The sequence below is a fragment of the Streptomyces bullii genome (assembly GCF_042657145.1).
In the GTDB taxonomy this organism is placed as follows: Bacteria; Actinomycetota; Actinomycetes; order Streptomycetales; family Streptomycetaceae; genus Streptomyces; species Streptomyces bullii.
Window position 1 is genome coordinate 105,422 of record NZ_JBHSNY010000009.1, and the last position, 13,433, is coordinate 118,854.

Below are 13,433 nucleotides of genomic sequence, written 5' to 3' on the forward strand. Positions count from 1 at the left end.
GGCGGCCGGGGGCGTCAACGCCCGGAGGCACCGCCGCCCGGACCGCCCACCACCCGGGCGAAGCAGGGCCAGCCGTCCACCTCCACGTGCCGCTTCGACGGCCACCGCTCCAGCGTGGGCGCGGCGGCGTCCAGCAGGCGGCGGGCCGTCCCGGGCTCGTGGAGGTTGAGGTGGCTGCGGTCCGGCAGGCGTGTCACGGTGCCCGACTCGACGTACGTGTTCGAGACGACCCCGTCCGCGGACGGCGCGAAGACGAGGGTCAACCGGCGCCCGGGGCTGCCGGTGCCCTCGGCGACGAAGGAGATCTTCAGGCGGCAGTCGGCGTAGACGGGCCGCACCCGCTGCCGGACCGTCCAGTACCAGACGGCCTCCCCGACGACGAGACGCCGGAACCGGCGAGCGCTTCTCACCAGGCCACCGTAGTGCGTCGAACCGGGGCGGGCTTGGGAATTCGCGCCCCGGTCACGGCACCCTGACGCCTCCCTCGTGCGCGGCACCCGCCACCGGGAGCACACTGGTAAGTGTGCTGTCGGTGCTCACTAGGGGGTGTCGGCCGATGGCTGCGTCACGATACGGGCGGGTATGGCTGTGGCGGTGGCGGCGCAATCCGCTCAGACGGCGCAGCGACATCGTCGAGGCATGGGTCGTGCTCGCCGCGTGGGTCGTCGCGCTGGTCGGCGGCCTGCTCGCGGGGCTGGCGGCGGCGGACTCCGTCGAACGGTCCGCCGAGCGGCAGCGGCTGGAGCGGCGCCAGGTCACGGCCCGGCTCGTCGAGGACGTGAAGGACCGGTCAACGGCCCGGGAGGCTGCCGACCACCGGGTGTGGGCGACCGTGCGCTGGACGGCGCCCGACGGCTCGACGCACACGGACGAGGCCAGGGTGGCGCCGACGGCCACGGCCGGCAGCGCGGTGACCGTCTGGACGGACCCGAAAGGCGAGATCACGGCCGAACCGCTGACCGACGTCGAAACCAGGCTGCACGCGGTCTCGGGCGGCATCCTGGCCGCCGCTTGCGCGGGCGGGCTCGCCCTCGGCGCCGCCAGGACCGTACGTCTCGGCCTGGACCGGCACCGCATGGCGCAGTGGACCGCGGAGTGGGCCCGCATCGACACCCGCAGGGGGTGGAAGACGGGCTGACCCCTCGGCGGGGGTCAGGTCAGCGGGGCGTGAGCAGGAGCACCTCCTCCTCGTAGTCGACGGTGATCCGCCCGAAGTCGCCGAGCACGTCCGAGCCGAGCAGGCCCTGGAGGGGCCGGCCGCCCCTGAGGGCGTCAAGGTCGACGACCGTCGCGTCGGCCGGGTCCAGACGGACGTCTCCCAGCTCCCAGCCGCCTATCGCGACGACCGGGACCGTGTCCTGGCCGACCACACCGCTGATGGGCTGCCGTTCCCCGGTCCGGGGCAGGTCCAGCTGCCGGGCGAGGTCGTCGTCGACGGCGCTGACCGAGGCACCGGTGTCCAGCACGAACATGAAGGGGCCCGCGCCGCCGATGCTGACCGGAGCCAGGACCATGGTCTGGCCGTCTCGTTCGATCACGGTGAGGGGCACCTCGCGGGCGGCCGTGGCCGGCCCGGGCTCGCCGTCGGCGCAGGCGGTGGCCAGCGCGGCGGTGAGCAGCGCGGCGACCCCCAACGCCGTCCGGCGGGTGTACCGGTTCGAGGGCCGGACGACACAGGCGGAGCGGAACATGACCGCGGCTCCTTGTCTCGGCGCACCTGGCGCCGCTGGTCGCGCCTTTGATGTATCCGCGGGCGCACGGCGCAAACGCCGCGCCCCCGAATGCGCCGCCGCTTCCATCCGTGCTACCGGAGGCACGGGAGACGGTCCGGCTCATTGACGCGGACGGCTCCGTCGCGCACCGTGAGGAACGGATCGGGTACATCTGACTACTGGTTTCTGCGATCGGAGAGCGTTGCCTGATGTCGGCGCCATCGGCCACGACGGACACTGCCGCGGAACCTCTCGTTTCGCCGGTCAATTCACACAATGAGTGGGACCCGCTGGAGGAGATCATCGTCGGGCGGCTCGACGGCGCGACGATCCCCTCCCGGCACCCGGTGGTTGCCTGCAACGTGCCACCGTGGGCGGCGCGGTTGCAGGGACTCGCCGCCGGTTTCAAGTACCCGCGTGTGCTGATCGAGCGGGCACAGGAGGAACTCGACCGGTTCGTCGCTCTGCTGGAGTCCCTGGGCATCACGGTCACCCGCCCGGACGCCGTCGACCACACACGGCGCTTCGGCACCCCCGACTGGTCGTCACGCGGGTTCTGCAACACCTGCCCGCGCGACAGCATGCTGGTGATCGGGGACGAGATCATCGAGACCCCGATGGCCTGGCCGTGCCGGTACTTCGAGACCCACTCCTACCGCCCGCTCCTGAAGGACTACTTCCGGCGCGGCGCGCGCTGGACGGCGGCTCCGAAACCGCAGCTCACGGACGCCCTGTTCGATCCGGACTTCCGTGTCCCCGAGCCCGGTGAGCCGATGCGCTACATCCTCACCGAGTTCGAGCCGGTGTTCGACGCGGCCGACTTCGTCCGTGCGGGGCGCGACCTGTTCGTCACCCGGAGCAACGTCACCAACCGCATGGGCATCGACTGGCTGCGCCGCCATCTGGGGCCCGGCTACCGCATCCACGAGATCGAGAGCCGCTGCCGCACGCCCATGCACATCGACACGACGTTCGTGCTGCTGGCGCCCGGCAAGGTGCTGGTGAATCCCGAATACGTCGACGTCGACCGACTCCCCGACGTCCTGAGGTCCTGGGACGTCCTCGTCGCCCCCGAGCCCGACCCGATCGACGGGTCCCTGCTCAAGGTCACCTCGATGTGCGGCAAGTGGCTCAGCATGAACGTACTCATGATCGACGAGAAACGGGTGATCGCGGAGCGCCACCACACGGGCATGCTGCGGGCCCTGGAGCGCTGGGGATTCGAGCCGATCCCGTGCGACCTGCTGCACTACGCGCCGTTCGGCGGCTCGTTCCACTGCGCGACCCTCGACATCCGGCGCCGCGGCACGCTGGAGTCGTACGTCGACTGACCGGCCACCGTACCGAGGCGGCAGGTGGTCGACGGCCGGTCAGGTCTGCGGGGGCCCGGCCTTCTCCAGGAGGGCACGCAGCGTGCCGGCGAACTCCTCCGCCCTGGCCAGTTGCACCCTCAGCTCGTCCACACGCCGCGCCGCGGCCTGCTCGTAGCCGCGTACGCGCTCCAGCAGGGCCGCCCGCTCGGCGTCGGACGGCTGCTCGCCGGCAGCGAGGCGATCGGTGGCATCCAGCAGGTCGCGCATCTGCTGCAGGGTGAAGCCGAGCGGCTTCATGCGGCGAACGACCATCAGCCGCTCGACGTCCCGTTCGGTGTAGAGGCGGAAGCCGCCCTGCGAGCGGGCGGAGGGGACGACCAGGCCGGTCTCCTCGTAGTGCCGGATCGTACGCAGGGACAGCTCCGTGCGCGTGGCGACCTCGCCGATCTGCATGTGCTTGCCGTCCACGCCCGTCGTCCCGGCCCTTCGTCGTCCTCGTGCCGCGGCGCCCCCGCCGCCGATCTCTACCCTAACGTTAGGGTAGAGTTGCCGTGTGCGGGCGGCCTGTCGCCAGTCCGCCGTTGCGTGTCGGGGCCGATGCCGCCCCCGGCAAAGATCCGATCCTTGCAGGAGACCAGCCGTGCGCGAGCCCAGGACGCCCGGCGCCGCCGCCTGCCCGCCGTGATGCCTCGGCCCCGGATGTGAGCCCGGCCGGACAGGCCCACGCACCGTCCTTCGCTTCGTCTTCCGGTCCCGTGTCACGGGGCCGCCCGAGGGGGCCGCTCCGGCCCCTCCGCGTCCTCCCGCGTGCCCCGGCCTGCCGGACGGGGTGTGCCCGAGCATGACAGGTACCCGTTTCCTTGTCCTCTTCGTCCGCTGCCGTTTCCGCCGCACGCGCCGCGTTCCTGCGCGGTCCGAAGCCCGACTGGCTGCGTGATCCGAAGGTCTGGCGCACCGAGGTGCTGGCCGGCCTGGTGGTCGCGCTCGCGTTGATCCCCGAGGCGATCTCCTTCTCGATCATCGCCGGTGTCGATCCGGCGATCGGCCTGTTCGCGTCGTTCACCATGGCCGTCACCATCGCGGTCGTCGGCGGTCGGCGGGCGATGATCTCCGCCGCGACCGGCGCCGTCGCGCTCGTGATCGCGCCGCTGAACCGCGAGCACGGCCTGAGCTACCTGATCGCCGCGGTCATCCTCGCAGGCGTGTTCCAGGTGATCCTGGGGGCGCTGGGAGTGGCGAAACTGATGCGGTTCGTGCCCCGCTCGGTGATGGTCGGCTTCGTCAACGCCCTCGCCGTCCTCATCTTCATGGCCCAGGTCCCCGAGATGCGGGGTGTGCCCTGGGCCGTGTACCCGATGGTCGTCGCCGGGCTGGGCCTGATGGTGCTCTTCCCGAAGATCACCACCGTCGTCCCGGCGCCGCTCGTGTCCATCGTCATCCTGACCCTCGTCACCGTCGCCGCCGGTATCGCGGTCCCGACCGTCGGCGACAAGGGCGAACTCCCCTCCTCCCTGCCGGTGCCCGGTCTGCCCGACGTGCCGTTCACCCTGGACACCCTCACCACGATCGCCCCCTACGCCTTCGCGATGGCGCTCGTCGGCCTGATGGAGTCGCTGATGACCGCCAAGCTCGTCGACGACCTCACCGACAGCCCCTCCTCCAAGACCCGTGAGTCCGTCGGGCAGGGCATCGCCAACATCGTCACAGGCTTCTTCGGTGGCATGGGCGGCTGCGCCATGATCGGCCAGACGATGATCAACGTGAAGGTCTCCGGCGCCCGCACCCGGCTGTCCACCTTCCTCGCCGGGGCGTTCCTGATGGTGCTGTGCATCGTGTTCGGCCCGGTCGTCTCCGACATCCCCATGGCCGCGCTGGTCGCCGTGATGGTGATGGTGTCGTTCGCGACGTTCGACTGGCACTCCGTCGCCCCGAAGACCCTCAGGCGGATGCCGGCCGGGGAGATCACCGTCATGGCGATCACCGTGGTCTGCGTCGTCGCCACCCACAACCTCGCCGTCGGCGTCGTCGCCGGCTCGATCACGGCCATGGTCGTCTTCGCCAAGCGGGTCGCGCACCTCGCGGAGGTCACCGCCGTCGTCGACCCCGACGGCAGCACCGCCGTCTACCGGGTCACCGGCGAGCTGTTCTTCGCCTCCTCCAACGACCTTGTCGGCCAGTTCCGTTACGCCACCGACCCGGACAAGGTCGTCATCGACCTGTCCGCCGCCCACATCTGGGACGCCTCCTCCGTCGCCGCACTCGACGCGATCGAGACCAAGTACGCCCAGCGCGGCAAGACCGTGGAGATCACCGGGCTCAACGAGTCCAGCGCCCACCTCCACAGCCGCCTCAGCGGCGAACTTGCAGCCGGCCACTGACGGTTCACGCAGGCTCGCCCAGGACCCCGGCCCCGCCGGGGTCCTGGCGTTCCGCAGGTATGCGGGCCCCGCCGTTCACGCGATACCGAGGAACCGGGGCGGTCGCTCTTTGGGCAACCGTGGCCCGTGCTTTGCCGATCTCCCGTTGTTCGCCCCTCCGCCCGAACCTAGCCTCGGCTGCGAACTCCGGGAGGGCCGTCATGCTGAAAACCGTCGGAGAACAGGCGGCTGGGCTGACCAAGGACCAGCGGAACGCCTTCGTCGCCGCCTACTTGGGCTGGGCGATGGACGCCTTTGACTATTTCCTGGTCGTCCTCGTCTACAGCGAGATAGCCGACGACTTCCACGTTTCCCTGACCGACATGGCCTTCCTCACCACCGCCACGCTGGTGATGCGCCCGGTCGGCGCCCTGCTCTTCGGCATGTGGGCGGACCGCCGCGGCCGCCGCGTTCCGCTCATGGTCGACGTCGTCTTCTACTCGATCGTCGGTTTCGCCTGCGCCTTCGCGCCGAACTACACCGTGCTGCTGGTGCTGCGCCTGCTGTACGGCATCGGAATGGGCGGCGAATGGGGCCTGGGCGCGGCGCTCGCCATGGAGAAGATCCCGGCCTCCCGGCGCGGCTTCTGGTCCGGCCTCCTGCAAAGCGGCTACTCGCTGGGCTACTTGCTGGCCGCGGTGGCCTTCTACGTCATCGAGCCCGCCTTCGGCTGGCGCGGACTGTTCGCCTTCAGTCTGCTGCCCGCCCTGGTCGCGCTGTGGGTGCGTAGCAGGGTGGCGGAGAGCGAGGTGTGGCAGAAGAGCGTCCGGCTCAACCGCACGCCCGCGTACCAGGTGTTCAAGAACCCGGCGGTGCTGCGGCGGTTCGTGTACCTGGTCGCGCTGATGACCGCGTTCAACTGGATGTCGCACGGCACCCAGGACATCTACCCGACCTTCGTGAAGAAGGGCCTGGGGCTTTCCGCGGACACCTCGATCGCGATCGCCGTGGTCTACAACATCGGCGCCATCGTGGGCGGCGTGCTGCTCGGCGCGTACTCCGAGCGGCTGGGGCGCCGCCGTACGATCATGATCGCCGCGGCCGGGGGACTGGTCGTGGTGCCGTTCTTCGTGCTGTCCACCACCGTCGGCTGGCTGATGCTCTCCTCCTTCCTGATGCAGGTGTGCGTGCAGGGAGCCTGGGGCGTCATCCCCGCGCACCTCACCGAGATGAGCCCGGACGCCATCCGGGGCTTCTACCCCGGTGTCACCTACCAGCTCGGCAATCTGATCGCCGCTCTCAACCTGCCCCTCCAGGAGGCCCTCGCCGAGCGGCACGGCTATCCGGCGGCGATGGCGTGGACGGTCCTGCCCACCCTGGCCGTCGTCATGCTGCTGAGCGCGATCGGCAAGGAGGCCAAGGGCATCCGGTTCGGTGGCGCCGGTACGCAGGTGCCGGGCACGGCGGCACCGGCCGGCACCGGGCAGCCGTGACCGGAGCCGGCTGACCCCGGCGCGCGTCGCCGCGCGAGAGCCCCGCCGTACTCCCGACGGATCCTCGCCGACCGCGCTCCGCCCCCGAGGGCATGCGTACCGGGCGCCCGAGCGGGACCATATGGGGGTGTAGGGATGGCCACGATGGTGTCTGTGCGAGAAGGATCCGACGTGCCTCCGTCCGTAGGACCGCGCGCTCTCTTCGACGCGTCCCATGACGCGGCGGTGGTGGTCTCCGCGGCCGGCACGGTGGTCGGCTGGACCAGGGGCGCCGAAGCGCTCCTCGGCTACTCTGCGGCGGAGGTGGTCGGACGCCCCGCCGCGGAGCTGCTGGCGATGCCCGGGGACCCGGCACGCGCGGCCGGGATCGCCGAGCGGTGCCGGGCGGGCATGGGGTGGAGCGGCCTGATCCCCGTACGGCACCGCGACGGCGGCCGGATCGAGGTCGACCTGCGGGTCTCCGCGTCCTTCCGGATCGGCGGGGACGAGTGCTTCCTGATGTCGGCACGGGAGCAGCGGCAGCAGTGGTCCATGGGCCAGTCCGTCCTCGACGGCTTCCTGACCCGCTCCCCGGTCGGCATGGCCGTGATGGATCTCGATCTGCGGTACGTGTGGCTGAACGACACCCTGGAGCGCTTCGGCGGAGTGCCCCGCGAGCAGCGGCTGGGGCGCCGTCTGAGCGAGCTGCTGCCGGGTCTTCAGGCGGAGACCCTCGAGGACGTGATGCGCAAGGTGCTCACGACCGGCGTCCCGGTCACCGACTACGAGTACGTGGGATGGAGCTGGGCCGACCCGCACCGCCAGCACGCCTACTCCACCTCGTTCTTCCCCCTGGTGGACGCCGACAACTCCGTCACCGGCGTCTGCTACATGGTCATGGACGTCACCGAGAGGTGGAACGCCCGTCGGCTGCTGGCGCTGGTCAACGAGGCCGGGACCAGCATCGGCAGGACGCTGGACGTGATGCGCACCGCTCAGGAACTCGCCGACTTCGCCGTGCCCCGCTTCGCCGACTTCGTCATCGTCGACCTCCTCGAAGCCGTGCTGAGCACCGAGGGGCACGGGGCGTGGCTGTCCGACGCCGGGCCGGCGCCCGCCAGGCCGGTGATGCGCCGAGCGGGGATGAGCTCCGTACGGGAGGGCTGCCCCGAGGCCGTCGCCCGGGTGGGGGACAGGGTCGACTTCGTTCCCCCGCCGCACGACGCCGAGCTGCTCGTCCGCGGAGAACCGATCGTCATACCGGTCCTCGACCCGGACGATCCGCTGTGGGCCGCCGAACAGCCGGCCCGGGCCGCGAACATCCGCGAGTACGGGCTGCACTCCCTCATTTCCGTGCCGATGCGGGCCCGCGACACCACCCTCGGCCTCGCCACCTTCGTACGGTCGCTGAACCCCGCCCCCTTCCAGCAGGACGACGTCATGCTGGCCCGGGAACTGGTGGCCCGCGCGGCGCTGTGCGTCGACAACGCCCGCCGCTTCACCCGGGAACACACCTCGGCCGTCACCTTGCAGCGCAGTCTGCTTCCGCAGGCCCTGACCGGCGGAACGGCGGTGGAGGTGGCCTCCTGCTACCGGCCGGCGGAGGCGACGGGCGGCGTCGGCGGTGACTGGTTCGACGTCATCCCGCTGTCCGGCGCCCGGGTGGGCCTCGTCGTCGGTGACGTGGTGGGCCACGGCATCACCGCGGCGGCGACGATGGGCCAGCTGCGCACCGCCGTCCAGACCCTCGCCGACATGGACCTGCCCCCCGACGAACTGCTGGCGCACCTCGACGACCTCGTGCTCCGGTTGGGTGAGCAGGAGGCCGCGGGGGAGCCGGCCCAGCACACCGGCACGGCGTTCCTCGGGGCGACCTGCCTGTACGCCGTCTACGATCCGGTGACCCGGCGATGCACCCTGGCCCGGGCCGGCCACCCGCCGCCGGTCGTCGTCACGCCGGACGGGCAGGTCTCCTTCCCGGAGCTGCCCGCCGGGCCCCCGCTCGGGCTGGGCGGCATGGCCTTCGAGGCCACCGCGCTGGACCTGGCCGAGGGCAGCCTGCTCGGCCTCTACACCGATGGGCTGGTCGAGGGCGCCGACCGCGACATCGACCGGGGCATGGCCCGTCTCAGCAGTCTGCTCTCACGGCCCGGCCCCGACCTCGAAACGCTGTGCGCGACGGCGGTCCAGCGGCTGGTTCCCGTCTCCCAGCCCGACGACGTCGCTCTGCTGCTGACCCGCACCCGCGGCCTGGGCCCCGACCAGGTCGTCTCCTGGGACGTGCCGCTGGACCCGGCCGCCGTCGCCGACATCCGGGCCCGTGCGACCCGCCAGGTCGAGTCCTGGGGCTGCCGGGAACTGGCCATGACGACGGAGCTGGTCGTCAGCGAGCTCGTCACCAACGCCATCCGTCACGCATCGGGGCCCGTGCGGTTGCGACTGCTCCGCGACAGCCGCCTGACCTGCGAGGTCGCCGACGGCAGCAGTACGGCGCCGCGGCTGCGGCATGCCCGCAGCACGGACGAGGGCGGCCGTGGGCTCTTCCTCGTGGCGCAGCTCTCCCATCGCTGGGGCGCGCGGTACACACCGGGAGGGAAGATCATCTGGTCTGAGCAGGAGATGCCGTGACGGGTCCGAGGGGGGAGTGGCTGTGACGGGTCCGAGCAGGAGGCCGTGCCCCGGGCCGAGCGGGAGTTGCCGTGACGGGCCCGAGCGGGAGTGGCCGGGACCGGTTCCAGCACGAGTTGCCCTGACCGGTCCGAGCGGTGCTACAGCCCCCCGCGCCCCTGCAATGTCGCCTGCCACGCGGGGGCCGGCTCCTTGAGGTCCGGTTGCGCGCGGCGCCCGCCCCGGGCGAAGAAGTCGGCGAGCGGCAGCAGGGCCGCTCCCACGGTGACGGCGTCCGGGCCGAGGGTCCCCAGGGCGATCCGCACATGCTCGGCGGGATACGACAGGGAGTAGGCGGTGGCGTGCTTCCGCGCGGAGTCCAGGAAGCGTTCCCCGAGCATCAGTCCGGCCCAGCCGCCGACGAGGATGCGCTCGGGCTGGAGGAGGTTGACCAGGTCGGAGAAGCCCGCGCCGACGTACTCCGCCGTCTCCTCCAGGACGGCCAGGGCCGCCGCGTCCGGCTCCGGCGTCGCTCCGCGGGCGTCCGGGCCGGGGTGGGCGGCAGCCAGCAGCGCGGTCAGCGCGGTCTCCTCGTCGACGTCGGCCGGCGGCCGTCCGCCGGCCTCCGCCCAGCGGTCCAGGAGCGCCTCCGCCCCCGCGTACGCCTCCAGGCAGCCCCGCGCTCCGCACCGGCAACGCCGCCCTCCCACCCGTACGGTCAGATGGCCCCATTCCAGGGCCCGGCCGGGACGCAGGTCGTCGGCCACCGCGCAGGCGCCGACGCCGGAGCCGAGCAGCACGACGACGGCGTTGCGGGCCCCGCGCCCCGCGCCGAACCACATCTCCGCCTGCCCGAGCGTCTTCGCGCCGTTGTCGATGAAGCAGGGCACGGACCGCGGCAGGTGGCCGGACTCGCGCAGCAGGCGCTCCAGCGGCACGGCGTCCCAGCCGATGGCCTGCCCGTGCACCACGGCGCCCTCCTCAGGGGTCGCGGCGACGATGCCCGGCACGCCGATGCCCACCCCGAGGAGTCGTTCGGCCGCGATCCCCGCCCGGTCCATGACCTCCCCGATGCCGTCGCGCACATGGCCGACGACCACGCCGACGTCGTACCGGTCCCCGGGGCGCGGGCCCTCGATGGGCAGCGGCTTCTCCACGCGGGCGAGTTCGGTGAGCGCCAGGTCGAACAGCTCGATGCGGACCCGGGTCTCGCCGATGTCCACGCCGATGATGTAGCCGCTGTGCGGGCTGACGCGCAGCAGCGTGCGCGGCCGGCCGCCGGCGGAGTCCACGCTTCCGGCCTCCTCCACCAGCCCCTCGGCGACCAGTTCGGCCACCACGTTGCTGATGGATCCCGAGCTCAGCCCGGTGGCGGGCCCCAGCGAGAAGCGGCTCAGGGGCCCGTCGAAATACAACCGTTGCAAGACGGCGGCGCGGTTCTCGCGCCGCAGGTCACGGACCGTTCGGCCGCCGCGCACTGCCACTGTGCCCCCTCGTCCCGGAGTAGTAGCTCGAACATACCTGTGCGACAGCCCTTGACGCGACCTTCCCACGGGACTTAACTCACGCCGTGAATTAAGCCGTGGGGTGTGCGAGGTGTGCGGCGTGCGCCGCCGTCCCGACTCCTCCCGGCGCTCCCGTCACCCCTCGAAAGGCCCTGGAGCCATGCGCACAGTCAGAGCCGCAGCCGTCGGTGCCGTCACCCTCTCCCTCGTCCTGACCGCGGCCGCCTGCGGCGGCGGTTCGCCGACGGGCGGGTCCGGCGACTCGCCCAGGACGCTCACCTACTGGGCGTCCAACCAGGGCGCCAGCATCGAGATCGACAAGAAGGTCCTGCAGCCGGAGCTCGACAAGTTCGAGAAGCAGACCGGGATCAGGGTGAAGCTGGAGGTCGTCCCCTGGTCGGACCTGCTGAACCGGATCCTCACCGCGACCACCTCGGGCCAGGGCCCGGACGTGCTCAACATCGGCAACACCTGGAGCGCCTCCCTTCAGGCCACCGGGGCGCTGCTGCCCTGGGACGCGAAGAACTTCGAGAAAATCGGCGGCAAGGACCGCTTCGTCGACTCCGCGCTCGGCTCCACCGGCGCGCAGGGGCAGGACCCCGCCGCCGTACCGCTGTACTCGATGGCCTACGCCCTCTACTACAACAAGAAGATGTTCGCCGACGCCGGCATAGCGAAGCCGCCGGCCACCTGGGACGAGCTGATCGCCGACGGCCGCAAGCTCTCCAAGGACGGCAAGTGGGGCCTGGGCGCGGAGGGTTCGAACCCCTCGGAGAACATCCACCACGCCTTCGTCTTCGCCCAGCAGCACGGCGCCGGCTTCTTCACCGCCGACGGCAAGCCGGACTTCACCAACGACGGCGCGGTCACCGCGGTCAAGCAGTACGTCGACCTGATGGCCAAGGACAAGATCATCGCGCCGGGCAACGCCGAGTACGCCCAGAACCAGTCCGTCAGCGACTTCGCCAAGGGAAAGACGGCGATGCTGCTGTGGCAGTCAGCCGCCGCCAACCTCAAGTCCCAGGGCATGAGCGAGGACGACTACGGCATCGCCCCCGTGCCCGTGCAGTCCGGCACCCCGGGCCCCGGCAGGCAGGTCAACTCGATGGTGGCGGGCATCAACCTGGCCGTCTTCAAGAACACCGACAACCTCGACGGCGCCCTGAAGTTCGTGAAGTTCATGACCGGCGACACCGAGCAAAAGATCCTCAACAAGGCCTACAGCTCGATACCGCCGGTGAAGTCCGCGCAGGCCGACCCCGCCTTCGCCACCCCGGCCAACGCCGTGCTGAAGGACACCCTCGCCCAGAGCGCCGCCGCGCTGCCGCAGGTCCCCGACGAGTCCCAGTTCGAGACGGCCGTCGGCACGGCCGTCAAGGAACTGTTCGCCGACGCCGCCGCCGGACGAGCGGTGACCACCGCGTCGGTGAAGGCCGCGCTGGAGAAGGCCCAGCAGCAGATGCCGGCGAAGTGAGCACCATGACGACCACCATCGCCGAGCCCGCCGTGCGCAAGGGCTCACCCGGGGCGGCGGGGCGCGGTCCCCGCCGCCCCGGCCGGATCCGCCGCATCGGCCTGCCCTACCTGCTGCTCCTGCCCGCCCTGCTCCTCGAACTCCTCGTCCACCTCGTGCCGATGGTGATCGGCATCGTGATGAGCTTCAAGGAACTCACCCAGTTCTACATCCGGGACTGGGGCACCGCCCCCTGGGCGGGCCTCGGCAACTACGAGGTGTCGGTGGACTTCGACGCCCCCGTCGGCCAGGCCCTGCTCCACTCCTTCCTCGTCACCGTCGCCTTCACCGTGCTGTCGGTCGGCCTGTGCTGGCTGATCGGCACGGCGGCGGCGATCTGCATGCAGGACACCTTCCGCGGCCGGGGCCTGCTGCGCGCCCTGTTCCTGGTGCCGTACGCGCTGCCGGTCTACGCGGCGGTCATCACCTGGGTGTTCATGTTCCAGCACGACAACGGCCTGGTGAACCACGTCCTGCACGACCAGTTGGGCCTCACCGACAAGCCGTCCTTCTGGCTCATCGGCGACAACAGCTTCATCGCCCTGCTCACCGTCTCCGTGTGGAAGGGCTGGCCGTTCGCCTTCCTCATCGTGATGGCCGGACTGCAGAACATCCCGAAGGAGCTGTACGAGGCCGCCGCCCTCGACGGTGCCGGTGTGTGGCAGCAGATCCGCCGCATCACCCTGCCGTCGCTGCGCCCCGTCAACCAGGTCCTGGTGCTGGTCCTGTTCCTGTGGACGTTCAACGACTTCAACACGCCGTACGTGCTGTTCGGCAGGACCGCGCCCGAGGCAGCCGACCTCGTCTCGGTCCACATCTACCAGGCGTCCTTCGTCACCTGGAACTTCGGCACCGGCTCCGCGATGTCCGTCCTGCTGCTGCTCTTCCTGCTGGCCGTGACGGGCGTGTACCTCGTGCTCACCTCGCGCGGACGGAGGGCCGCCCCATGACGAA

At 71.2% G+C, this 13,433-nt stretch carries 11 protein-coding genes; 7 read left to right on the forward strand and 4 right to left on the reverse strand.

Translation table 11 applies throughout. The features are described 5' to 3' along the window. Positions 1-14: 14 nt before the first annotated feature. A complete protein-coding gene (locus ACFPZJ_RS25560) occupies positions 15-410 on the reverse strand; it encodes a hypothetical protein (RefSeq protein ID WP_381026020.1) in 396 nt (131 codons plus the stop codon). A gap of 146 nt (positions 411-556) precedes the next feature. Here ACFPZJ_RS25560 and ACFPZJ_RS25565 point away from each other — a divergent pair, with 146 nt between their 5' ends. Further along, positions 557-1,138 (forward strand): Rv1733c family protein, encoded by a 582-nt coding sequence (locus ACFPZJ_RS25565; protein WP_381026023.1) that lies wholly within the window; start codon positions 557-559, stop codon positions 1,136-1,138. Between the two features lie 19 nt (positions 1,139-1,157). Here the strand turns inward: ACFPZJ_RS25565 and ACFPZJ_RS25570 are convergent, their stop codons facing one another. Next, positions 1,158-1,691: an aspartyl protease family protein gene (locus ACFPZJ_RS25570; RefSeq protein ID WP_381026025.1), complete on the reverse strand. Its 534-nt coding sequence runs from the start codon at positions 1,689-1,691 to the stop codon at positions 1,158-1,160. 230 nt (positions 1,692-1,921) lie between these two features. Here ACFPZJ_RS25570 and ACFPZJ_RS25575 point away from each other — a divergent pair, with 230 nt between their 5' ends. Next, positions 1,922-3,043 (forward strand): amidinotransferase, encoded by a 1,122-nt coding sequence (locus ACFPZJ_RS25575; RefSeq protein ID WP_381026027.1) that lies wholly within the window; start codon positions 1,922-1,924, stop codon positions 3,041-3,043. Positions 3,044-3,082: 39 nt separating this feature from the next. On the opposite strand, the gene ACFPZJ_RS25580 is transcribed toward ACFPZJ_RS25575, so the two are convergent. Next, positions 3,083-3,493 carry a MerR family transcriptional regulator gene (locus tag ACFPZJ_RS25580; protein ID WP_381026030.1) on the reverse strand — a complete coding sequence of 137 codons (411 nt, stop codon included), beginning with the start codon at positions 3,491-3,493 and terminating at the stop codon, positions 3,083-3,085. A 392-nt stretch (positions 3,494-3,885) separates the two neighbouring features. On the opposite strand from ACFPZJ_RS25580, the gene ACFPZJ_RS25585 reads away from it, so the two are divergent. From ACFPZJ_RS25585 to ACFPZJ_RS25595, 3 genes are all read left to right on the forward strand, one after another. After that, entirely contained in the window at positions 3,886-5,403 is a 1,518-nt protein-coding gene (locus ACFPZJ_RS25585; protein WP_381026032.1) for a SulP family inorganic anion transporter, read from the forward strand. A 200-nt stretch (positions 5,404-5,603) separates the two neighbouring features. Next, positions 5,604-6,875, forward strand: coding sequence for an MFS transporter (locus ACFPZJ_RS25590; protein ID WP_381026034.1), 1,272 nt, complete (start codon positions 5,604-5,606; stop codon positions 6,873-6,875). A 144-nt stretch (positions 6,876-7,019) separates the two neighbouring features. Next, entirely contained in the window at positions 7,020-9,482 is a 2,463-nt protein-coding gene (locus tag ACFPZJ_RS25595) for a SpoIIE family protein phosphatase (protein WP_381026035.1), read from the forward strand. A 140-nt stretch (positions 9,483-9,622) separates the two neighbouring features. Here ACFPZJ_RS25595 and ACFPZJ_RS25600 read toward each other — a convergent pair whose 3' ends face one another. Further along, positions 9,623-10,945: an ROK family protein gene (locus tag ACFPZJ_RS25600; RefSeq protein WP_381026038.1), complete on the reverse strand. Its 1,323-nt coding sequence runs from the start codon at positions 10,943-10,945 to the stop codon at positions 9,623-9,625. 181 nt (positions 10,946-11,126) lie between these two features. Between ACFPZJ_RS25600 and ACFPZJ_RS25605 the strand changes: the two genes are divergently transcribed. Both ACFPZJ_RS25605 and ACFPZJ_RS25610 read left to right on the forward strand, forming a co-directional pair. Further along, positions 11,127-12,440, forward strand: coding sequence for an ABC transporter substrate-binding protein (locus tag ACFPZJ_RS25605; RefSeq protein ID WP_381026041.1), 1,314 nt, complete (start codon positions 11,127-11,129; stop codon positions 12,438-12,440). 5 nt (positions 12,441-12,445) lie between these two features. Further along, positions 12,446-13,429, forward strand: a complete 984-nt coding sequence (locus ACFPZJ_RS25610) for a carbohydrate ABC transporter permease (protein ID WP_381026043.1) — start codon at positions 12,446-12,448, stop codon at positions 13,427-13,429. The last annotated feature ends 4 nt before the right edge of the window (positions 13,430-13,433 follow it).